Annotated in this window: 20 protein-coding genes; 12 read left to right on the top strand and 8 right to left on the bottom strand. The window is 67.3% G+C overall.

Annotated elements, in window-relative coordinates; all coding sequences use genetic code 11:
- Nucleotides 1-20: 20 nt before the first annotated feature.
- The 7 genes from ACZ6YI_RS18885 to ACZ6YI_RS18855 all read left to right on the top strand — a co-directional run bounded on the left by ACZ6YI_RS18885 (nt 21) and on the right by ACZ6YI_RS18855 (nt 6794).
- Nucleotides 21-1751, top strand: a complete 1731-nt coding sequence (locus ACZ6YI_RS18885; RefSeq protein ID WP_465779994.1) for a L,D-transpeptidase family protein — start codon at nt 21-23, stop codon at nt 1749-1751.
- A gap of 62 nt (nt 1752-1813) precedes the next feature.
- On the top strand, nt 1814-2545 hold the full coding sequence (locus ACZ6YI_RS18880; protein WP_465779993.1) for a 2OG-Fe dioxygenase family protein: 732 nt from the start codon (nt 1814-1816) through the stop codon (nt 2543-2545).
- A 108-nt stretch (nt 2546-2653) separates the two neighbouring features.
- On the top strand, nt 2654-3175 hold the full coding sequence (locus ACZ6YI_RS18875; protein ID WP_440327024.1) for a hypothetical protein: 522 nt from the start codon (nt 2654-2656) through the stop codon (nt 3173-3175).
- 134 nt (nt 3176-3309) lie between these two features.
- Nucleotides 3310-3630, top strand: coding sequence for a 2-hydroxyacyl-CoA dehydratase (locus tag ACZ6YI_RS18870; RefSeq protein WP_465779992.1), 321 nt, complete (start codon nt 3310-3312; stop codon nt 3628-3630).
- An 18-nt stretch (nt 3631-3648) separates the two neighbouring features.
- Nucleotides 3649-4527, top strand: a complete 879-nt coding sequence (locus ACZ6YI_RS18865) for a bestrophin family protein (protein WP_465779991.1) — start codon at nt 3649-3651, stop codon at nt 4525-4527.
- An 87-nt stretch (nt 4528-4614) separates the two neighbouring features.
- On the top strand, nt 4615-5040 hold the full coding sequence (locus ACZ6YI_RS18860; protein ID WP_465779990.1) for a MarR family winged helix-turn-helix transcriptional regulator: 426 nt from the start codon (nt 4615-4617) through the stop codon (nt 5038-5040).
- Nucleotides 5037-6794 (top strand): chloride channel protein, encoded by a 1758-nt coding sequence (locus ACZ6YI_RS18855; protein WP_465779989.1) that lies wholly within the window; start codon nt 5037-5039, stop codon nt 6792-6794. Before ACZ6YI_RS18860 ends, ACZ6YI_RS18855 begins: the two co-directional genes overlap by 4 nt.
- Here ACZ6YI_RS18855 and ACZ6YI_RS18850 read toward each other — a convergent pair.
- On the bottom strand, nt 6791-8377 hold the full coding sequence (locus ACZ6YI_RS18850; protein WP_440326920.1) for an inorganic phosphate transporter: 1587 nt from the start codon (nt 8375-8377) through the stop codon (nt 6791-6793). The two genes, ACZ6YI_RS18855 and ACZ6YI_RS18850, sit on opposite strands and share 4 nt — an antisense overlap.
- 109 nt (nt 8378-8486) lie before the next feature.
- Between ACZ6YI_RS18850 and ACZ6YI_RS18845 the strand changes: the two genes are divergently transcribed.
- The 3 genes from ACZ6YI_RS18845 (at nt 8487) to ACZ6YI_RS18835 (ending at nt 11856) form a co-directional block, all read left to right on the top strand.
- Nucleotides 8487-9296 (top strand): CHAD domain-containing protein, encoded by an 810-nt coding sequence (locus ACZ6YI_RS18845; RefSeq protein WP_465779988.1) that lies wholly within the window; start codon nt 8487-8489, stop codon nt 9294-9296.
- Between the two features lie 91 nt (nt 9297-9387).
- Nucleotides 9388-10134, top strand: a complete 747-nt coding sequence (locus ACZ6YI_RS18840; protein WP_440329151.1) for a 3-keto-disaccharide hydrolase — start codon at nt 9388-9390, stop codon at nt 10132-10134.
- A 417-nt stretch (nt 10135-10551) separates the two neighbouring features.
- On the top strand, nt 10552-11856 hold the full coding sequence (locus tag ACZ6YI_RS18835; RefSeq protein WP_465779987.1) for a carbohydrate-binding protein: 1305 nt from the start codon (nt 10552-10554) through the stop codon (nt 11854-11856).
- A 34-nt stretch (nt 11857-11890) separates the two neighbouring features.
- Here the strand turns inward: ACZ6YI_RS18835 and ACZ6YI_RS18830 are convergent, their stop codons facing one another.
- From ACZ6YI_RS18830 to ACZ6YI_RS18820, 3 genes are all read right to left on the bottom strand, one after another.
- Nucleotides 11891-12133, bottom strand: a complete 243-nt coding sequence (locus ACZ6YI_RS18830) for a hypothetical protein (protein WP_465779986.1) — start codon at nt 12131-12133, stop codon at nt 11891-11893.
- A 93-nt stretch (nt 12134-12226) separates the two neighbouring features.
- Nucleotides 12227-12544 (bottom strand): hypothetical protein, encoded by a 318-nt coding sequence (locus ACZ6YI_RS18825; protein WP_465779985.1) that lies wholly within the window; start codon nt 12542-12544, stop codon nt 12227-12229.
- A 110-nt stretch (nt 12545-12654) separates the two neighbouring features.
- Complete coding sequence (locus ACZ6YI_RS18820; protein ID WP_440329145.1) at nt 12655-13404, bottom strand: SDR family oxidoreductase; 750 nt, start codon at nt 13402-13404, stop codon at nt 12655-12657.
- 97 nt (nt 13405-13501) lie between these two features.
- Between ACZ6YI_RS18820 and ACZ6YI_RS18815 the strand changes: the two genes are divergently transcribed.
- Nucleotides 13502-14416 carry a LysR family transcriptional regulator gene (locus tag ACZ6YI_RS18815; protein WP_465779984.1) on the top strand — a complete coding sequence of 305 codons (915 nt, stop codon included), beginning with the start codon at nt 13502-13504 and terminating at the stop codon, nt 14414-14416.
- Between the two features lie 5 nt (nt 14417-14421).
- Here the strand turns inward: ACZ6YI_RS18815 and ACZ6YI_RS18810 are convergent, their stop codons facing one another.
- The 4 genes from ACZ6YI_RS18810 to ACZ6YI_RS18795 are packed head-to-tail and all read right to left on the bottom strand — an operon-like array spanning nt 14422 to nt 20067.
- Complete coding sequence (locus tag ACZ6YI_RS18810; protein ID WP_465779983.1) at nt 14422-15549, bottom strand: hybrid sensor histidine kinase/response regulator; 1128 nt, start codon at nt 15547-15549, stop codon at nt 14422-14424.
- Nucleotides 15546-16118 carry a chemotaxis protein CheB gene (locus ACZ6YI_RS18805; RefSeq protein ID WP_465779982.1) on the bottom strand — a complete coding sequence of 191 codons (573 nt, stop codon included), beginning with the start codon at nt 16116-16118 and terminating at the stop codon, nt 15546-15548. The genes ACZ6YI_RS18810 and ACZ6YI_RS18805 overlap by 4 nt, the downstream gene beginning before the upstream one ends.
- Nucleotides 16115-16972 carry a CheR family methyltransferase gene (locus ACZ6YI_RS18800; RefSeq protein ID WP_440329155.1) on the bottom strand — a complete coding sequence of 286 codons (858 nt, stop codon included), beginning with the start codon at nt 16970-16972 and terminating at the stop codon, nt 16115-16117. The genes ACZ6YI_RS18805 and ACZ6YI_RS18800 overlap by 4 nt, the downstream gene beginning before the upstream one ends.
- The gene (locus ACZ6YI_RS18795) at nt 16945-20067 is read right to left on the bottom strand and encodes a response regulator (protein ID WP_465779981.1); all 3123 of its coding nucleotides are present in this window, start codon (nt 20065-20067) and stop codon (nt 16945-16947) included. Before ACZ6YI_RS18795 ends, ACZ6YI_RS18800 begins: the two co-directional genes overlap by 28 nt.
- A gap of 185 nt (nt 20068-20252) precedes the next feature.
- On the opposite strand from ACZ6YI_RS18795, the gene bla reads away from it, so the two are divergent.
- Nucleotides 20253-21164 carry a class A beta-lactamase gene (bla, locus tag ACZ6YI_RS18790; RefSeq protein ID WP_465779980.1) on the top strand — a complete coding sequence of 304 codons (912 nt, stop codon included), beginning with the start codon at nt 20253-20255 and terminating at the stop codon, nt 21162-21164.
- Nucleotides 21165-21632 lie beyond the last annotated feature (468 nt).

The following is a 21632-nucleotide window of genomic DNA, read 5'->3' as shown; positions in this document are numbered from 1 at the left end:
AAAACTGGAAGCAATAGATAATGACTATGGAAAAGCGGTTTACCAGCACCTTCGCCACGTTTGTCGTGGCGCTCACGATCCCGTTGTGTGCCAAGGCCCAGAGCCCCTCCCCCACAGTCTCGGCCGCCAATCCTCCACCAATCGTCGCGCCCGCGCCGGGCTCATCCGTCAGCGTCACCCTGCCGCAGCCGCCCGATGACCCGGCGGCCCAGGCCATCTATGCGCGGATCGTGGCGATGGCGCCGATCCAGGGCGGCCCGCTCACCCGGCAGGAAGCCGCGATCGGCCAGGCCCTCTCCGACTTCTATACCCAGCGCCACTACGCGCCGGCGTGGTCGGACAGCAATAACGTCGATCAATTGTTCGCCGGCCTCGCTTCCATGGAGGGTGATGGGCTGCTGCCGCAGGATTACGGCCTGGATGCCCTCCGCAACATCTGGCAGGCTGCCGGGTTCAAGGACGCCAGCCCTGCACAACATGCCGATTTCGACCTTATGGCGACCCGGGCGTACATGACGGCCCTGGTCCAGCTCGCGCGAGGCAAGGTCGATCCGTCCCGGCTGGATCCGGTCTGGAACATCGACCCGCTCGCCATCGATCCGCAGCAGGGCTTGTCCATGCTGGAGACCTCGATCGACGAGCGCTCGGTGGACCAGGCCTTCGGCATGGCGCGACCCCAACACCCGCTCTACGCGAAGCTGCGTGATGGCCTCGCGCGGCTGCGTGATGCCGCCAGCCACGGCGACTGGCCCACGGTCCCCGAGGGTCCCTCACTGAAGCCCGGCATGAAGGATCCCCGCGTCGCGGCGTTGCGTGCCCGCCTGGTGGCCGGCGATTACCTCGACCCGACGCTCGCCCACGGCGAGCACTACGACAACGCCGTGACCGATGCGGTCAAGCGCTTCCAGCAGGACCACTACCTCGACGTCGACGGCGCGGTGGGCGCCGATACGCTGGCGGCGCTCAACGTGCCCCTGGCGCAACGCATCGGCCAGGTTCGCGCCAACCTGGAGCGCGCGCGCTGGTTGCTGCACGCCCTGCCCGGCACCTTCGTGGTCGTCGACGTCGCGGGCTTCAAGATCAGCTACTACCGCGATGGCAATCCGGTCTGGAACTCCCGCGTGCAGGTCGGCAAGCCGTACCGGAGCACGCCGATCTTCCGCTCGCAGATCACCTACGTCACCTTCAACCCGACCTGGACGATCCCCCCGACGATCCTGAAGAACGATGTGCTGCCGAAGATCCGCGCGAACCGCGGCTACCTCGCCAACAACCGCATCCGCGTGCTCGACAGCGCCGGCAACACGCTGTCCCCCGCCAGCGTCGACTGGTCCAACCCGCGCGGCATCACGCTGCGTCAGGATGCCGGTGCGGGGAATTCGCTGGGCCAGGTAGTGATCCGCTTCCCGAATTCGTTCGCGGTGTACCTGCACGACACGCCGCACCAGGAGCTGTTTTCGAAGGCCAAGCGCGATACCAGCTCGGGGTGCATCCGCGTTGAGCACCCGCTCGACCTGGTCCAGTTGCTCTTCAACGATGATGAGAAGTGGAACCGCGATGCGATCGATGCGCGCATCGCCACCGGCAAGACCCAGAACGTGACCTTGCCCACCACGGTGCCGATCCTGCTGGCGTACTGGACCGTGGATATCGACGACGACGGCCGCCTCGCGTTCAAGAACGATATCTATGGACGCGATGCGCCCCTGCTCGCCGCGCTGGACAAACCGCAGCAGCTGAAGGCGCTCTGACGGCAGGGCCATGATGCATTCCACCGCAGCCCGGCCATGGGGGCCGGGCGTATACTGCGCCGATGAACGTCCCCCTCGAAGCGACCGAACTCTCCCTCCACGACCAGGTTCACCATGAAGGCTTCGCCTTCGTCCACGGGGACACCATGCGCGAACTGGTCGGGCACGTGGCCTCGCTGGCGGACTGGGACGCCTTCGCCGCCAGCTGGAACGCACTGGAACCGGATACCTACCTCGCCGCCACCGGCCGCTTCCGGCGCCGCCGGCACGCCACGTATGCGGCCGAGCGTTTTGGCCAGGTCGAGCCACGGCCGCACCAGGCCCACTTCCAGACGCTCGCCTATAACCGGCTGCAGGGCGACATGGAGCGCTGGTTCGAACCGGTGCTTCCAGAGATCGCGACCGGCCCCAGCATGATGGCGATCCTCGGTTTCTGCCGCGATTTCTTCGGCGGGCTCTCCCCCGAGGTCGCCCACTGGCATATCGAGACCCACCAGTTCCGCATCGAGGCTACCGCTGGCGCAGCCGGCGAGCCCACCCCGGAAGGCAGCCACCGCGACGGCGTGGACTACGTGATGGTGCTGCTGATCGACCGGGAGAACATCGCCAGCGGTACGACGACCATCCATGCCCCCGACGGCCGCTCGCTCGGCGAGTTCACGCTGGAAAAGCCGCTGGATGCGGCCCTGATCCACGATCCCCGGGTGTTCCACGGCGTCACCCCGGTGCTGCCGCTGGATCCGTCGAAGGCCTCGCACCGCGACGTTCTCGTGGCGACCTTCCGCGCCGGCTAGCCGGTCAGTCTCCAGACGGGGTAGTCGCCCCGGTCTGGACGCGTGCTCCACCGGTGGTTCACGGGTCGTGCGGCGTACTTCGGGCATCCCCCGCCCGGAACGCCCGCCGTGAATTCATCCGTCTATTGCATCACCCGCACCGTCGAACAGGCTGAGCACATCGTGCTCGAACTGAAGCAGGCCGGATTCACCAGCGACGACATTTCCGCGCTGTTGCCCGACCGTCGCGGCAGCCGTGACTTCGCCCACGAGCACCACACCAAGGCGCCGGAAGGCGCGACCGCTGGCGGCGTGGTCGGCCTCGGCCTCGGCGCCGGGCTGGGCTGGCTTGCCGGCATCGGCGCACTGGCCATCCCCGGCATCGGCCCGTTCATCGCGGCGGGCCCGATCATGGCCGCGCTGAGCGCCGCCGCGGTGGGTACGGCGACCGGCGGCATCATCGGTGCACTGGTCGGCATGGGCATCCCCGAGTTCGAAGCCAAGCGCTACGACGCGAAGGTGCGCGAGGGCAGCATCCTGATCTCCGTGCACACGGACAGCGGCAACCAGCGTGATGCCGCCCGCGAAATCTTCAAGCGCAACAACGCGGACGATATCTCGACGGGTGCCGAGGCCCGCGCGCCGGGCTGATGCCTCGCCCCGGCATGGAGCGGACAGCGATCCATCCATGCCGGGCGCAGTTGTGGCCGGGTTGTCCCGGATTCTCAAATTTCCGACATCCCCGCGTGCCACAATGGCGGCCCACGCCGTAGCAGACTGAAGTGATGAATTCGTCCGGTAAATACGATTTCAGACAGTTCCAGGACGAACTCGCCGCACTCGAGCGCAAGCAGGCCGATAGCAAGCAGACTCCGCCGCCTCCGCCGGTGGAGAAGCGCAAGCCGGGCCGGCCGAAAACCATCCGTGTGGATCCCCTCGCCGACGCGCGCGTCGCCTTCGAGGCGTTGCGCACGCGCTACAAGCTGACCGTGGCGGATGTGGTCGCCTGGTTCCCTGAAGAGGAAGGCGTCGCCTACCTGCAGGCCCTCCTCGCCCAGCCTGCGCCAAAACGCCGCCGCAAGAAGGCCGACGACCCGGCCAGCTGACGGCGTACGATGGCACCTATGTCATCGCGCACCCGCACCCCAGGCCTTCGTTCCCTCCTGTTCGCCTACCGCGGCACCATCATGCCGGTCATCTGGCGGCGGGTGCTGTACACGGTGCTGCTCTCGCTGGTGGTGGCCGTCCTCGACCTGCACTACGGCTGGTTCGGCGCCGGTCTCAACGCCACGCCGCTGACGCTGCTCGGCCTGACGCTGGCGATCTTCCTCGGCTTCCGTAACCAGGTCGCCTACCAGCGCTGGTGGGAAGCGCGGATGCTGTGGGGCGAACTGATCACGATCGCCCGCGACCTGGCCCGGCAGATCCATGCCTTCCTTCCCCATATGGATGCCACCGGCCGCGCCACGCTCATGGGCATGGTCATCGCGTTTGCGCACGCGCTGCGGCACCACCTGCGCGGTACCGACCCGTCCGCCGAGCTGGGCCGTTGGCTGTCGCCACGCCTTGCGGAAGAAACGCTCGCCGCGCCCAACCGGCCCGCCTACATCCTGCACCGGATGGGTCCGGTACTTGCCGACGCCGCTCGCGCCGGGCCGACTGATCCGATCCTGCTGGCGAACATGGACCTCAAGCTGAGCCAGCTCTCGCATGTGCTGGCCGGCTGTGAACGGATCAGCGGCACGCCGATCCCGTTCTCGTACATCCTGCTGCTGCACCGCTCGGTGCACGTGTACTGCTTCTTCCTGCCGTTCTGCCTGGTGGGGCTGATGGGCTGGTTCACGCCCGTCGTGGTCGCGATCCTCGCTTACACGTTCTTCGGGCTCGATGCCCTGGGCGACCAGATCGAAGATCCGTTCGACATCATGCCGAACGACCTGCCCATCGATGCGTACGCCACGACGGTGCAGAACGACATGCTCGCGCTGCTCGGTGATCGCTGAACGCTGGGGCCTCGCGTCCCGCCACGCGACTGGGTAGTTATATCACGTTGTGATATATTCGCCGGATCCCGTCGTCCGTGCGCACCCATGACCCAGCAAAAAACCCCGCGCCTCGCAAAGGCCGATTTCGAGCAGCTATCGGAATTCCGCTACCAGGTCCGCCGGTTCGAGCGGTTCTCGGAGAACGCGGCGCAAGGCGCAGGCCTTACCCCGCTCCAGTACCTCCTGCTGCTGCACATCAAGGGCTATCCGGGCCGTGAGTGGGCATCGGTCAGCGAGCTGGCCGAGCGCCTCCAGGCGAAGCACCACGGCGTCGTCGCCCTCGTGACCCGCTGCGAAGACCTGGGCTTCGTCACCCGCACGCCCTCGAACGAGGACCGGCGCGTGGTCGAGGTCCGGCTCACGCGTGAGGGCGAGGCCATGCTGGTGAAGCTGGCCGCGATGCACCGCGCCGAACTGCGCTCACTGCAGGGCACGCTTTTCATTCCCAACCTTCCCCACGACGACACATGAAACACGACACCTCCCGTGGCGATTTCTTCGCCAACCCGCGGATGCCGCTGATGGCGGGCCTGGCCGTACCGGTCGGCATGCTTTCCACGCTCGCCGCATTCGTGCTGATCAACCTGATCCACCTGTTCACCAACCTGTTCTTCTTCGGCAGCTTCTCCTTCGCCGAGCGCTCGCCCGCGACGAACACGCTGGGGTTGTGGGTCATCGCCATTCCCGTCATCGGCGGCCTGCTCATCGGCCTGATCGCGCGGTTCGGTACGGAGAAGATCCGTGGCCACGGCATTCCCGAGGCGATCGAGGCGATCCTGTTCGGCAAGAGCCGCATGTCACCGAAGGTCGCCGTGCTCAAGCCGCTGGCATCCGGCATCGCGATCGGCAGCGGCGGTCCGTTCGGCGCGGAAGGCCCGATCATCATGACCGGCGGTGCGCTGGGCTCCATGCTCGGCCAGACGCTCAGCCTGACCGCCGCGGAGCGAAAGACGCTTCTTGTCGCCGGTGCCACCGCCGGCATGACCGCCGTGTTCGGCACGCCGCTGGCCGCGGTGCTGCTGGCCGTCGAACTGCTGCTGTTCGAATGGCGCCCGCGCAGCTTCATCCCGGTCGCCGTGGCGTGCGCCGTCGCCGGCTTCGGCCGCGCCGTGTGGTTCGGCACGGGTGCCATCTTCCCGCTCGAGACCGGGCAGCCGCAGATGGTGGCGCTGTTCTCGTGCGTGGTCGCCGGCCTGCTTTCCGGCATGCTCGCCGCGGCGCTGTCGCTCGCGCTGTACAAGGTGGAAGACCTGTTCGCGAAACTGCCACTGCACTGGATGTGGTGGCCGGCGCTCGCGGGCGTGGTCATCGGCATCGGCGGCTTCATCGAGCCGCGCGCGCTCGGTGTCGGTTACGACGTCATCGACGACCTGCTGCACCAGAACGTCCTGATGCAGGTGGCCGTGGGGCTGCTCGTGGTCAAGGCGATCATGTGGGTGGTGGCGCTGGGCTCCGGCACCTCCGGCGGCGTGCTGGCACCCTTGCTGATGCTCGGCGCGGGCCTGGGCGTGGTGCTCAGCCGGATCCTGCCGGGCGCGGATCCGATGCTGTGGCCGCTGGTCTGCATGACCGCCACGCTGGGTGGCACGCTCGGGGCACCGCTCACCGCGATCGTTTTCGGTTTCGAACTCACCCACGACAGCCACGCGATGCTGCCGCTGCTGGCCGCGACGCTTACCGCGCATGCGTTCGTCACGGTGACGATGCGCCGCTCCATCATGACCGAGAAGATCGCGCGCCGCGGTTACCACATCTTCCGCGAGTACGGGGTCGATCCGCTGGAGCGTCACGCCGTGCGTGAGGTCATGACGACCCAGGTGCAGGCGGTCGATGCGGCGATGCCCCTCGCCACGGTCCTGGCAACGTTCTTCGGCGCCGGCCAGTCACATCGCGCCTTCCCGGTCGTGGCCGGACAGGTCGTGACCGGCATGGTCGATCGCGCGTCGCTGCAGGCGTGGCTTGATGCGGGGTTCAGCGGGACGATCGGCGAAGCACTAGCCGGGGTTACGGTAGAAGTAGCCCAGCCTGGCGACACCTGCCAGCAGGTCGCGGCGCGCATGGCCGTGCATCAGCTCGAACGCATGCCCGTCGTCGATGGGCCGTCGTCACGCCGGCTGGTCGGCATCGTTTCGCGCAGCGACCTGGTGCGGCCGCTGGATACGCACTTCAACGAGGAACACCGGCGCGAGCGCTTCTGGCGCCCGCGCCCGGGCACGTCGCGCTAGAACACGTGGCGTAGCAGCCAGAACAGCACCGCGGCGAGCGCGATCGACACCGGCAGGGTCAGCACCCAGGCCAGCAGCATGTTGCGGACGGTGGGCCACTGCAGGCCCGAGCCATTCGCGGTCATGGTGCCGGCCACGCCGGATGAAAGGACGTGCGTCGTGCTCACCGGGAGGCCGAAGCGGTCGGCCGCGCCGATCGTCAGCATCGCGACGACTTCAGCCGAAGCGCCCTGCGCGTAGGTGAGGTGCTGCTTGCCGATGCGCTCGCCGACCGTGCGCACGATGCGCCGCCAGCCCACCATCGTGCCGAGGCCGAGCGCGATCGCGACAGCGACCTTCACCCAGGTCGGGATGAACTTCGTCGCCTTGTCGAGCAGGCCGTGGTAGTTGTCCAGCACGGCCTGGTCGTCCGCAGAGAACGCCGGCTGCTTCTCCTTCGCCATCAGGCGCAGCGCCTCGGAACTCAGGTACATGTTGTTGCGTACGTTGTTCACCTCGTGCTGCGGCAGGTCCGCCAGCGAGGGACGCTGCGCGACCTGGTCCGCGACCGTGGTGGTGAGCTGGTTCAGCGCGGCGAGCGTCTGCGGCGTCGCGTGGCGGCTCTGGATATAGGTTTCGATCTCGTGGCGCGGATCGGCGATCACGCCGGCACCGGTGGCGTACTTCGACATCGTCTCGCTGGCGTGGTGGGCCACGGAGACGAACGTCTGCGTCTCGCTGCTTGTCACCGCCTTGTTCAGCGCGTATGCGCTGGGCACCGTGCCGATCAGGATCAGCATGATCAGGCCCATGCCCTTCTGCCCGTCGTTCGAGCCGTGGGCGAACGACACGCCGGTGCAGGTCAGGATCAGCAGGCAGCGCACCCAGAACGGCGGCGGCTTGTCACCGTGCGGTTCGGCATAGAGTTCCGGCGCCTTGACGAAGGTCTTCAGCGCGAGCAGCAGCAGGTAGGCCAGGCCGAAGCCGATCAGCGGCGAGAACAGCAGCGATTTGCCGACGCTGAGCGCCTGGCCCCAGTCCACCGCGGCGTTTGCGTCGCCCGCGTTCATCATCTGGTTCATCACGCCCACGCCGATGATCGACCCGATCAGCGTGTGCGAACTCGACGAAGGCAAGCCCAGCCACCACGTGCCCAGGTTCCAGATGATCGCCGCGAGCAGCAGCGCGAACACCATGGCGAAACCGGTGCCGGTACCGACATTGAGCACCAGGCCGATCGGCAGCAGTTGCAACACGGCATAGGCGACCGCGCCACTCGAGATCAGCACGCCGACGAAGTTCCAGCTTCCCGACCACACCACGGCGAAGGTCGCGGGCAGCGAGCGCGTGTAGATCACCGTCGCCACGGCGTTCGCCGTGTCGTGGAAACCGTTGACGAATTCGAAGCCCAGCGCAATCAACAGGGCGATGCCCAGCAGCACGTATTCAAAGGTGGGGCTGGCCGGGGCGACTGTCAGGTCATGGCCGAGTTGGGAACCGACGTAGATAGCCGCGGCGAGGAGCACGCCCCCGAAGACGAGGAGGCTGATCATTCGGGTCTGTGGGGAGCCGACGGGCTGGGAGCTCAGGACGGTGCTGTTCATCGCGTGCCTCCGGTCATGACCTCCTCACAAGTAGCAATGCACTATGACGGTCTGGTGTCAGGATGCTCAATCCGTACGCCCCGGTTCTTCACATGCTATACACGCTCGCATGCCACCAAAGACTGCGCCCAGCATTCCCAAGGCCCTGGCCCTGTTCGCCTCCCGCGAATGCAGCGGCATCGCGCGTGCCCTCGCCAACACCCGGGACCGGCATGCCGGCATCCATGCCGCCCGCAAGGCCCTGCGCCGACTGAAAAGCCTGCTGCGCCTGGGCGGCGACGTGTTTGGCGAATCGCTGGTGGAGATCGAGGCCCGCATCGGCAAGCTGGCCACCGGCCTCTCGCCCCTGCGCGACGCCCATGTCGCCGTGACCCTCGCCCACCACTTGGCCGGGCCGCGCCCGTCGGCCGACTGGGCGGAGGCCATTGCGACCCTGGAGCACCGCCGCGACGGGCGGCTCGTCGAGGCCCTGCACAAGGACCCGCGCTTCCTGAAGCGCCGGCACGCCGTCCGCGAACTTCGCGACCTCATAGAGCGGCTGCCGTGGCGCGCGGTGAAGCGCAGCGTCGTGGAAGACACGCTGGATAGGCAGCAGCATCGCGTCAACCGCGCTGAAAAGCGCGTGCGCAAGGCCTCGACGCCGGCCAACCTGCACCGCTGGCGTCGCCGTGCCCGCCGGCTGCGCATGCAGTTGCAGTACTGGAAGCGTGTCCTCCGCGCCACGAACAAGACCGCCCACCATCGCGCCAAACAGGACAAGGCGGCGACGCAAGCGATGTCGAAGCTCTCGGACGCACTGGGCGCGAAGCAGGACCTGCGGGCCTTGCGGGTCCAGCTCCGTGCCCTGCGCAAGCCCGCGCTCACCGCGCCGCTGGTCGGCCAGATCGAAGTGGAACTGAAGAAGTACCGCAAGATCTAGCGGTTGGCGCAAGGCAGGTAGGTCATCATGCACGGGTACGGACGGCTGGACGTCTGTATGCTCGGGCGTTTCCCCCGCCGGAGTCACCCCGATGCTTCGAGTGCCCTTGAAGGCCCTGGCCCTCACCTGTCTCATCGCCCTGCCCGTCCACGCCGCCGACGTGCCCAACACGCTCAGCGCGGCCGAGCGCAGCGACGGCTTCAAGCTCCTGTTCGATGGCAAGACCCTCGATGGCTGGCATTCGTTCCAGCAGAAAGGCACGGGCAAGGACTGGAGCGTCGCCGATGGCGCCATCCGCCTGGATCGCGACCTGAAGGCCCCGGACGCGGACTTCGCCGACCTCGTCACCGACGGCGAATACGAGAACTTCCACCTCAAGCTCGAGTGGAAGATGACCGCCTGCGCCGATGCCGGCGTGATGTTCAACGTCAGCGAAGCCCCGAAGTACAAATACACCTGGCAAACCGGGCCCGAACTGCAGATCGCCGACCTGGTCTGCACCAAGCCCGACAGCTACACGCTGTACGAGCGCGCCGGCGACCTTTTCGACCTGATTTCCTCGGATATCGAGAACGTCCGCGAAAACGGGAACTGGAACCAGGTCGAGATCATCGTCGACCACGGCCACATGCAGTTCTTCCAGAACGGCCACAAGACGGTCGATACCCAGCTGTGGACGCCGGAGTGGAAGGCCCTCGTCGCGAAGACCAAGTTCGCGAAGATGCCGGACTTCGCGAAATTCACCCGCGGGCACATCTCCCTGCAGGGCGGCGAAGACAAGGGCAAGCCGCCGATCCAGATCTGGTTCCGCAGCATCCGCATCAAAGACCTCGGCTAAACCGCCCGCCCCCGTTGCGGGAGCGTGCTGTGGGAGCGTGCTTGCACGCGATGGGTGCTCGCACCATTGCCCATCGCGCGCAAGCGTGCTCCCACAAGAGCCGGGATGACCACGTTGTCATCGACGGACACGCCTACTCACGCAGCGCAACATGCGCTAACGGCCCGCCCGCACGCTCGTGCGCGCAAGATCGCCAAAAACACCCCGCAACGCCGCATATCGTGCACAAAAACGGTACATGCGCGCCGTCACAAATCGGGGCATTGCGAATAGACAACGTTGTCATCCGGGACTAAACCGGACAGGTCCGGCCGTCCGCGAAACCGTGCGCCAGTGCTACGGGGGCAGACGAAGGCAGGCGCCCGGCACCAGGGGGAAACCAACCATTCGGCAACACCACTCGAACGGAGAGTCGTCATGCACGTGAATGCAGGTGTTCGGTCCCGTCTAGTCTTTGGAAGCTGTACCGGCACGCTCGGCGTCGCCATCGCGCTTGCCCTGTCCACCGTCATACCGTTCCGCGAGGCCCACGCCGCCAGTGCGTGCGCCGCGGCATGGAGTGCGGGCACCGTGTATACCGCCGGCAACGTCGCCAGCGAGAACGGAGTGAACTACAAAGCCAACTGGTGGACCCAGGGGAATGACCCCGCCACCAGCAGCGGCGGCGCCGGCTCCGGGCAGCCGTGGACCTCGCAGGGTGCCTGCGATGGGGGCGGTACGCCGCCGACCGACCCGCCGCCGACGGATCCCCCGCCGACCAACCCGCCCCCGGGCGCGGGCGCGCTGCTCTTCAGCCCGTACAAGGACGTCACGATCAACCTCGACTGGAACACGAACATCATGTCGACGGCCGTGACCGGCACGCGCCTGCCCGTCGTCGGCAGCGGCAGCCTCGTCTCGACCCAGGTGCCCAACCTCGGCGCGATCACGCTGGCCTTCGCCAGCGGCGAATGCGGCAGCGAAAACTGGGGCGGCGTGCCCGGCCAGGCGTTCGCCGATGCGAACATCGCCCGGCTCAACTCAGCCGGCGTGAACTACGTGGTCTCGACGGGTGGCCAGGCCGGCGTCTTCACCTGCGGCAGTGCCACCGGCATGGCGCAGTTCATTAACCGCTACAACAGCTCGCACCTCGTCGGCATCGATTTCGATATCGAAGGCGGCCAGTCGCCGCAACAGCTCAATGCGCTGGTCAGCCAGGCGGTGTATGCGGAGAGCATCCATCCCAGCCTGCGCTTCTCCTTCACCCTCGCCACGCTCGCGGCTTCCGATGGCAGCTTCGGCGGCCTCAACAGCACCGGCGATGCGGTGGTGAAGGCGGTGAAGGCCTCCGGCCTGAAGAACTACACGATCAACCTGATGACCATGGACTACGGTGCCGCGGGCGCCGGTGTCTGCGTGGTCAGGAATGGTTCGTGCGACATGGGCCAGTCGGCGGTGCAAGCCGTGACCAACCTGCAGCACACCTATGGCATCGCGGCCAGCAAGATCGAGATCACCCCGATGATCGGCGTGAACGACGTCTCCAGCGAGGTGTTCACCACGGCGGACATCGATACCGTGACCAACTATGCCGCCACCAACAAGCTGGCCGGCGTGCACTTCTGGTCGCTGGATCGCGATACACCCTGCTCGCAGGGCACCGCCTCGCCGATATGCAATTCGCTGCCATCCACCACGCAGCTGCAGTACACGAAGCGCTTCCTGTCCAACCTGGGGCGCTGAGCGCGACGGGAGGTGCCGGCGTCGCCGGCACCTCTCAGTTATCCAGCGATTCGCGACGGTGGTCTTCGTCCATCCAGCCTTCGCGGCGTTGCATCGCCCACTCGATTTCGCGGGCCGCCTCGTTGCTGATGTACTTCCCGCGGAGCATCGCGAGCAGTTCGCGATCGTCGACGCCGAGCACCGATGCACGCGTCACCGCGCCGGTAATGCCTTCGTTCGCCAGCTCGTCGAGGACGAAGCGAAGGTTTACGCGTCTGTTCTGTTGGATGGTGTCCATGGCGCGGTACCGCTGGCGTGATAAAAGCCAGGGTGCTGGCCTCGGTTGCGCCGCCGAGGTTAGAGGACACGTGCGTTCAAGTCTTGCGTATAACTACGTAACATCACGCTCTTCATCGAGCGGTGGCACGTCGCGCGACACCAGCGGATGTATGCCGCGTTGCTCGGCGAGCACCGCCCCCATCAGCGCGCCACCGATGATCGCGGCGATGGCCAGCGTCCACGCGAGCACGCCGTTGGTGTGCAACAGCACCATCAGCCCGGCGGCAGCGAACGCCGCCGCCATGGCCCAGCCGAAAGCGATCCAGCGCGACGCGGGCGATGTCTGTCCCTTGAGCACCGCGACCAGGCAATGGCGACATACCGTGAAACCGGGGGCCAGGGCACAGCGCTGGCACGGGCGATCGGACATGGGGTGGCGCTCCTTGGGCACGGCACCGATCGTGCCCGCCCAGGCCGTCAGCAACGGGTGAAGCCCGGGTAGCCCGGGCCCACCACGCTCAGCGGACGGTTAACCAGCGCTCAGAGCTGGCTCATGCCGCCATCGATCACGATCTCGGTACCGACGATGAAGCCCGACTCCGGCGACGAAAGGTGCAGCACCGTCGCCGCCACTTCGTCCGGACGGCCGAACCGGCCGAGCGGCACCTGCGCCTGGATCTGCGCCGCGGTGGCTTCGAGCTGGGCCGCATCCATGCCGAGCTTGCCGTAAAGGGGCGTCTGCACCGGGCCCGGGCTCACCACGTTCACGCGCACGCCGCGCGGCAGCAGTTCGGCGGAAAGCGTCCGTGCCAGGGTGATCAGTGCCGCCTTGCTCGCCGCGTACACGGATGAGTTCGGCATGCCGATGTGTGCGTTGATCGAACCGTTGAGCACGATCGAGGCGCCCTGGTTGAGGTACGGCAGCAGCGCCTGGAGCTGGAAGTAAGCACCCTTGACGTTGGTGTCGAAGGTCAGGTCCCAGAGGTTCTCGTCGACCTGGTCGAACGGGGCGAACTTCGCCACGCCCGCATTGATGAAGATCGCATCGAGCTTGATGCCCTGCTCGCCGATCGCGGCGGCCAGCGACCTGGCATCGGCGAGCGCCGACGCATCGTTCTTCAGTGCGAGGGTACCCGCGCCGAGAGTCGCGGTCGCGTCGGCCAGGGCCTTCTCGTCGCGGCCGGTGACGACGACCCGTGCGCCTTCGGCCGCATAGGCCTGGGCGACGGCAAGACCGATGCCGCTGGTGCCGCCGGTGACGAGGACGTTCTTGCCAGTGAAACGGTTCATGGTGTGCTCCGGTTGGGTTGGTATGGAGGATAGGTTGCTCTCGTCACCGTCGATTGGCGTACCATCTCGCCGTCGCAGACGTTCGATGGAGTCGAACATGTTGTCAGAAGACGAACTGGCGCTCCTTGAGGCGATCCGCGAAACCGGCAGCCTGTCGCGCGCGGCGGCCCACCTCGGCAAGGCTCCGTCCACCCTCTCGCACGCGGCGCGGCAGCTCGAAGACCGCTTCGATGCCCTGCTGTTCGACCGGCGCCGCTACCGGCTGCAGCTCACGCCCGCGGGCCAGTTGCTGGCGAACGAGGCGGCGCGGCTCATGCAGGATGTCTCCCGGCTCACCCAGCGGGTGAAGCAGGTCGCCGGCGGCTGGGAGGAGCGGCTCTGGATCGTCACCGATGAACTGCTCGAGTTCGAGCTCCTGCTCCCCTCGATCCGCGCCTTCGATGCGCTGGGTTCGGGCGTGCGGCTGCGCCTGACCCATGAGGTCCTCGGTGGCACGTGGGAAGCCCTGCGCGATGGGCGGGCCGACCTGGTCGTCGGCGCGACCAACGAGCCACCCGCGATCCCGAAACTGCGCTGGCACGAGCTCGGGGTCATGGAGTGGGTCTTCGCTGTCTCCCCACGCCACCCCCTCGCGAAAGCGAAGGAGCCGCTGGAAACGGACATGGTGACGAAGCATCGCGCCATCGTGGTGGCCGACTCCTCGCGTGGCGCGGCCCGCGGCTACGGCACGCTCGGCGGCCAGCAGACCCTGGCCGTGCCGTCGATGCGCGCGAAGATCCTGGCCCAGCGCGACGGGCTCGGCGTGGGCTGGGTGCCGAAGGTCCGTGCCAAGGCGCTGCTTGAAACCGGTGAGCTCGTCGAGAAGCGCATGGCCGACCCGCGCGAACCCAACACCCTGTATGCCGCCTGGCGCGGGGAAAGCGAAGGCCGCGCCCTCAGCTGGTGGCTCGAGCAGTTCCGCCAGCCGCGCCTGGCCAAACGGTTGATCCAGGGGTTGCCGGTAGCGCCCTAGCCCGCTCAGCGCGGCGCGTGACGCGGCAGCACCACCTCGAACTCCACGCCATCCTCGACGTTGCGCGCCTCCACCGTACCGCCGTGCGCACGCACGAACTGGTCGACGATGTAGAGCCCGAGGCCCAGGCCTCGGCTCTGGTGGAAGCTGCCCTTGAACGGCTCGAAGATGCGCTGGACGAGGTTCGCCGGGAGGACACCGGCATTGCGCACGCGCACCCGCAACGTCGCCACGTCCACGCCATCGACCTCAAGCACGATCGGCGTACTGCCCAGCGCGTACTGCACCGCGTTGCCCAGCAGGTTCGACAGGACCTGCGATACCCGCGTGCTGTCGAAATGGCCCTGCGTCTCGCCGCGGACGCTCACTTCGATGGCGCGCGCCGGGAACGCCTGCCGGGTTTCCTCCACCACGGCCTCGGCCAGGGCACCCAGGTCGTGGTTCGCGAGGTCGAGGCGGATGACGCCCGAACGGATCCGCGAGAAATCCAGCAACTGGTCGATCATCCGCGCCATGCGTCGCGCACTGGATTCGACATGTTGCGCCGTGCGTGCCAGCGGGCCATCGCCGATCTCTTCCCGGATCCGGTCCGCGCACAGCGTGATCGCCGACAGCGGCGTACGCAGGTCGTGGGTCAGCACGGCGATCATGGCCTCGTTGAGCTGCAGGGCGCGCTCCAGCCTCGCGTTCTGCGACTTCAGCTGCTGCCGCTGCTGGTAGAGCTGCACGAAGATATCGACCTTGCCGAGGATGATCCGCGGGTCGATCGGCTTGTGCAGGAAGTCCACGGCACCGGTTTCGTAGCCCTTGAACGAACGGGCCGGATCGTTCGGCGACGCGGTGAGGAAGATGATCGGCACGTCGCGCGTCCGGTGCGAACCACGCATCAGCTCGGCGAGGACGAACCCATCCATCTCCGGCATCTGCACATCGAGCAACGCCAGCGCGACATCGTGGACGAGCAACAGCTCCAGCGCTTCCGGTCCGGACGCAGCCTTGAGGATACGGATGTCGTCGCGGGCCAGCAGCGCTTCCATCGCGACCAGGTTCTGCGGGACGTCATCGACGATAAGAACGTTGGCCAGTTCGCGCGTGGCGGCCGTCTCATCGGGTTGGGTCATCGAGAGCGTCATGGCACTAGGTTTCCAAGGCGGCGACACAGGTCGCCGAGGGTGACAATGGCATCCGCGCCCGCATGGGCGATCGCCGACGCAGGCATGACAGGGGCGACCGCCTCGGCGGGATCCTGGATCCACACCGTGCCGCCTTCGCGGCGTACGGCCGCGACTCCGGCGCTGCCGTCGCTGCTCGCGCCGGTCAGCAGGATCGCGAGCAGGCCGTCGCCGAATACCTCCGCGGCGGACTCGAAGAGCGGGTCGATCGCCGGGCGTGAATACAGCACCGGCTCATCGCGCGAGAGCGATACGGTCAGGCGGTCTTCCACCAGCAGGTGGTAGTCCGGCGGGGCGAACAGCACTACGCCCGCGCAAAGCGGCTCCTTGTCCTCGGCCTCGGCCACGGGCAGCGCGCAGGCACCCGCGAGCAGTGCGGGGATGCCGCTGGGCCGGTCGCGCGGGATGTGCTGGACGACGAGGACGGGGGCGGGAAAGCCCCTCGGGAAGCAACGCAGCACGTCCTGCAGCGCCTGGACGCCGCCCGCCGATGCACCGATCACCACTGCCTGCGGGAAAGGCTGGCTCACGTCGCGGTCCGCCGGTAAAGGCGCTGTTGCGGGGCGCAGGCCTCGAAGGCCGTGGCGTGCGCGCCGAACTGGAGCGATTCCTTCGCACCCAGGCCGAGGAAGCCGCGGCGTACCAGCGAGTCGTGGAACAGGCCGACCGCGCGATCCTGCAGTTCGCGGTTGAAATAGATCAGCACGTTGCGGCAGGACACGAGGTGCACCTCGGAGAATACCGCGTCGGTCGCCAGGCTGTGGTCGGCAAAGACCACCTGCTTCTTCAGCCGGCGATCGAAAACGACGCCGCCATAGCCCGTGGTGAAGTAATCCGAGAGCGAGCGCGTGCCGCCCGCGGCCTGGTAGTTGCGGCTGAACAGCGCCATGCGGTCCAGCGCGAACACGCCGCTTTCGGCCGCCTCCAGCGCAGCCGGGTTGATGTCCGTGGCGTAGATCACCGCGCGATCCAGCAGGCCTTCTTCCTCGAGCAGGATGGCCATGGACCAGACCTCCTCGCCGGTGCTGCAGCCCGCGATCCAGATCTTGATGCTGGGATAGGTCTTGAGCACGGGGATCGCATGTTCGCGCAGCGCGGAGAAGTACTCGGGATCGCGGAACATCTCCGAGACCTGCACGGTGAAATACTGCATCGCCTCGGCGAAGAACGCCGGATCGTGGATCACCCGGTGCTGCAGGTCGCTCAGGCGCTCCAGACCGTAGCGGCCCATCGCATGGCGCATGCGCCGGCGCAACGAGCTCACTGCGTAATGGCGAAAGTCGTAGTGGTAGCGCAGGTACACCGCCTCCAGCAGCACCTTGAGTTCCAGGTCGAACAGTTCGGTTTCAGCCGACATCAGCGCCTCGAGCACCACACGCGGCAGAGCGAAACCAGCTTGTCGATGTCGATCGGTTTGGCGATGTAGTCGTTGGCGCCGGCCTCGAGGCAGCGCTCGCGGTCGTCGGACATGGCCTTGGCGGTGAGCGCGATGATCGGCAGGTCGACGAAGCGCGCATCGGCGCGGATCCGCCGCATCGCCTCGAGCCCGTCCATCTCCGGCATCATGATGTCCATGAGCACCAGGTCCACTTCGGTGCCATCCAGCCGTTCCACCGCCTCACGGCCGTTGCGCGCGATCTCCAGGCGCACGCCCAGCGGTTCCAGCACGCTCGTCAGCGCGAAGATGTTGCGTACGTCGTCCTCGGCCAGCAGCACCGTGCGGCCATCCAGCATGGCATCGCGCTTGCGCGCCTCGCGCAGCAGGCGTTGCTGGTCGCTGGGCAGCGATGCTTCCACGCTGTGCAGGAACAGGGTCACCTCGTCGAGCAATCGCTCCGGCGAGCGCGCGCCCTTGATGATGATGCTCCGCGAGTAACGGCGCAGCCGCTGCTCTTCCTCGCGGGTGAGCGAACGGCCGGTATAGACGATCACCGGCGGGAACGCGAACGCTTCGCTGGCGGCCATGTGTTCGAGCAGGTCGTAGCCGCTCCCGTCCGGCAGCACCAGGTCCATCACCAGGCAGTCGAAGGTGGATGCGCCGAGGCGATCGAGTGCATCGCGGATGCTGCCCACCGCGACGATCTCCAGCTGGTCGCGCGCGAGCAGCAGGGTCAGGTTGTTGCGCAGCTCGGTGTCGTCCTCGACGATCAGCAGACGCCGCATCGTCCGCTCGTAGCGATCTTCGAGCTGCGCGATGGCATCCACGAGGCGCTCGCGCGTCGCCGGCTTCATCAGGTGGCCCACGGCGCCCAGTTCCATCGCGACATGCGCCTGCTCGGTCGCGGAGACCACGTGCACCGGGATATGCCGCGTTGCCGGATCGCGCTTCAGGCGCTCGAGCACGCTCAGGCCGGAGACGTCCGGCAGGCCGATGTCGAGGAGCACGCCGCTGGGCGAGTGTGCCGCGGCCAGCGCGAGCGCCTCGTCCGCCGAGCCCGCCACGATGCAGTCGAAATCCAGTTCGTGCGCAAGTTCGACAAGCGCGCGGGCGAAGACAGGATCGTCCTCGACCACCAGGATCAGGCGGCCCGGGCGCTGGCGCGAGGCACGGTCGTCGGCGACCGCCGGTGCGGCGGGCGCGGTCGCGACAGCGGAGGCCCCCTGCCGGTTGGCGGGTGGCACCGCCATGGGCGCCGGCGCCGGCACATGGGTGCGCACGGGAACGATGGACGCTCCCGGCGGCATGGGTGCCGTGGCGAAGGCGCCGCCATCGACGGGCAGTTCCAGCATGAAGCTGCTGCCCTTCCCCGGCGTGCTCGCCACGGTGATATCGCCGCCCATGCGCTGCGCGAGGTCGCGCGAGATGGACAGGCCAAGGCCCGAACCGCCGAACTTGCGGCTGGTGCTGCCATCGGCCTGGCGGAAGGCCTCGAAGATCACATCCAGCTGCGCGGGATCGATACCGATGCCGGTATCGGTGACCGTGAAGCGCACGCGATCGCCCGGCGCCGCGTCCACCCGCAGCGAAACCTCGCCGGCCTCGGTGAACTTCACCGCGTTCGCCACCAGGTTCTTCACCACCTGGCGCAGGCGCTGGTCGTCGCCGATGAGCCGTGCCGGCGCGCCGGGGGCCATTTCGATGCGCAGCGCGAGGTGCTTCTCGGCCGTGAGCGGCTCGAAGGTTTCACGAACGCGCTCGAGCAGTGCCTCGACGGAGAGCGGCTCGGCGGCGATCTCCACATGCCCGGCTTCGATCCGCGAGAGGTCGAGGATGTCGTTGATCAGGGTCAGGAGGTCGTTGTTCGACGAATGGATGGCGCTGGCGTAGCGCACCTGTTCCTCGGTCAGCGTGCCGTCCTTGTTGTCCACCAGCAGCTTGGCCAGGATCAGCGAGCTGTTCAGCGGCGTGCGCAGCTCGTGCGACATGTTCGCCAGGAACTCGGACTTGTAGCGGCTGGTGGCCTCGAGCGAGCGGGCGTTGCGGGCCAGGTCGGCCTGCGCGATCACCAGGGTCTGCCGCTGGCGTTCGAGCTCGTGCGTGCGCTCCTCGAGCTGGACGTTGGTCTGCTCGAGCTCTGCCTGCTGCGCTTCGAGCGATGCGTGCGACTGCTGCAGGCTACGGCTCTGCTCTTCGAGCTCCTCGTTCGCGACGCGCAGCTCTTCCTGCTGGGTCTGCAGCTCTTCGCTCTGGCGCTGGGTCTCTTCCAGCAGCTCGTTCTGGCGCTGGCGGAGCGCGGCCGTGCGCAGGGCCGTGCCGATCGTTTCGCCCACGCGCTGCAGCAGTTCGAGATCAGCGCCATGCAGGTCCGTCCCGCCGACCCGGCCGATCTCGACCACGCCCACCGAGTAGCCATCGGCCGTGACCGGCAGCAGGAAGACCTCGGAGGGCGCGGTGCTGCCCAGCGTGGTCGCCACGGCAAGGTGGCTGGCGGAGAGGTCGGCGAGCCTGCGCGGCTCGCCTTCCGAAATCACATCGCCAAGCAGCCCGCCGACGCGCGGCAGGCTGTCCGGGTGGTTCTCGGGCAAACCGGCACCACCACACAGCACCAGCTGGCGGCCGTCGGCGCGATAAAGCGCGCCTACCTGCGCCTCGAGGCGGCGGCACAGCGTCCGCACCGCGTGGATGCCGATCTCCTCCGGGCTCTGCTCGCCACGCAGGGCATGGGCCACCGCGTTATGGCCTTCCTGCAGCCAGAGCATGCGCTCGGACGCCATGCGCGCCCGCAGTGCCTGGCTCACCACCGTGGCGATGACCCAGAGGGAAATCGCGCCGATGGTGCGGTTGAGCTCGGAATGCCCTTCCGCCAGCGAGGGCGGCGAGAGCTTGTAGCCGATGGCGATCAGGACCGTCGAGACGAATGCCACCACGAAGGGCATGTCGGTGCGCGACTGGAAGACGGTGACGCCTACCGCGAAGAAGTAGAACACCCATACGGAGTAGCCCAGGGGGGTGACCGCGTCGATCCCCAGCGTGGCGGCGAGGATGAGGAAAACGACGGCCCAGATGGTGCGGTCGCGTGCTAACTGCTTCTGGCTCAAGTGGAAACCCCTGTAGAACTGGCGCGCACCCGGTGCGCATCCCGGGCATAACCTTCAAACGGTGCCGATTCGGCTGTAAAACCGATGTGATGAGCAGCCCGTCAGCAAATTGCCCGCTCCCTGCCAGCCCTTGGGACCAGGGTTGGCGTTAACGTGCCCGCACCTCTTCGAACAGGCATTCCCCGATGCTCAAGCAACTCCTCCTCGGCGCAGCATGGTCCCTGGCCACCACCGCGGCGCTCGCCGCCCCGCCCGATGCTGCCCTCCAGGGCAAGCTCCAGGCGGTCGCGGACAAGGCCCGCCCGGGCACGCTGGGCATCATGGTCATGGACCCGGCAAGCGGCCAGTCGGTGATGGTCAACGGGGGACGCTCGTACCTGCTGATGAGCTCGTTCAAGGCACCCATCGCCGCCGCCGTCCTGGCCCAGGTCGACGCGGGCAAGCTCAAGCTCGAACAGAAGGTCCACCTCACGCCGGCCGATATCGTCGGCGGCTCCGCCGTACCGTCGGTCGGGGCATCGCTGAAAAAGGGGCCGCGCGACGTCACGCTCGACGAACTACTGCACGGCGCCGTGAGCGAGAGCGACAACACCGCCGTCGATGCCCTGCTCCACGTACTCGGCGGCCCGGCGGTCGCCACCCGCTTCCTGGAAGACAAGGGCGTTCACGGCATGCGCATCGACCTGAGCGAAGGCGACCTGGCGCATATGTTCGAGGAGAAAGGCAGCACGGCCGTGCTGGCGAGCAAGGTGGACAGCAGCACGCTGGAGGCCGCTGCCGGCTTCCTGGAGAAGCTGGACGAGGGCCGCCTGCTGTCGCCCGCGTCGACCCGGAAGCTGCTTGGCCTGATGACGGCGCAGGTGATACCGAGCCGTATCCGCGCGGGCCTTCCCGCGGGTTCCCAGCTGGCTGACAAGACCGGCACCAGCGGCACGGAAGACGGCCGCCGTGCGGCGTTCAACGATATCGGCATCATCACGGGCCCGAACGGCAGCAAGCGCATCGTGGTGCTGTTCCTGTCGGACTCGCCGGCGAGCAGCGACCAAGCCACCAGCTGGTTTGCCGAGATCGGGAAGATTACTGCGGCTTCGATGTAGCGTTGTTGCGAGACGGCTCGCCTTCGGCTTCGCGTTGCTCGGCTTCGCCATCGCGTTAGCGCTCTGACGTCTCTGGAAAGAGCCCTTGGCGCCCACCCTCGCTGCTCAGACAGGTCCTCGTCGTTCGAAAAGGAGTGCCCCTCCGGGGCAAATGTACTTATTGCCCTACTGGCGCGAACCGGCAGCCGCGCGGGGGCTTTTCTACGAGACGTCCCTGTCTCGTAGAAAAGGGCCGGCCATCCATGGCCGACCCCCTGCGGGCCATTTCCCGCCCAGCCGCCTCGCCTGCGGAACTCGCCTCGAGGGTGGGCGCCAAGGACTCTCGGACGCGGTGCGGTTGGGTGGTGGGAGAGCCGGTGGCGCTTCGATGGCCTGTCACGGCTTCATCGCTGCGTAGGTAATCGCGCGCAAGCGCGCTCCCACAGGCGAATGGCGGGCGGACGACCATGCTCTTGTGGGAGCGCGCTT

This window comes from Luteibacter sp. NPDC104163 (assembly GCF_055584245.1).
Note: the sequence above shows the minus strand (reverse complement) of the source record. Positions and strands in the feature narration are given on the sequence as shown.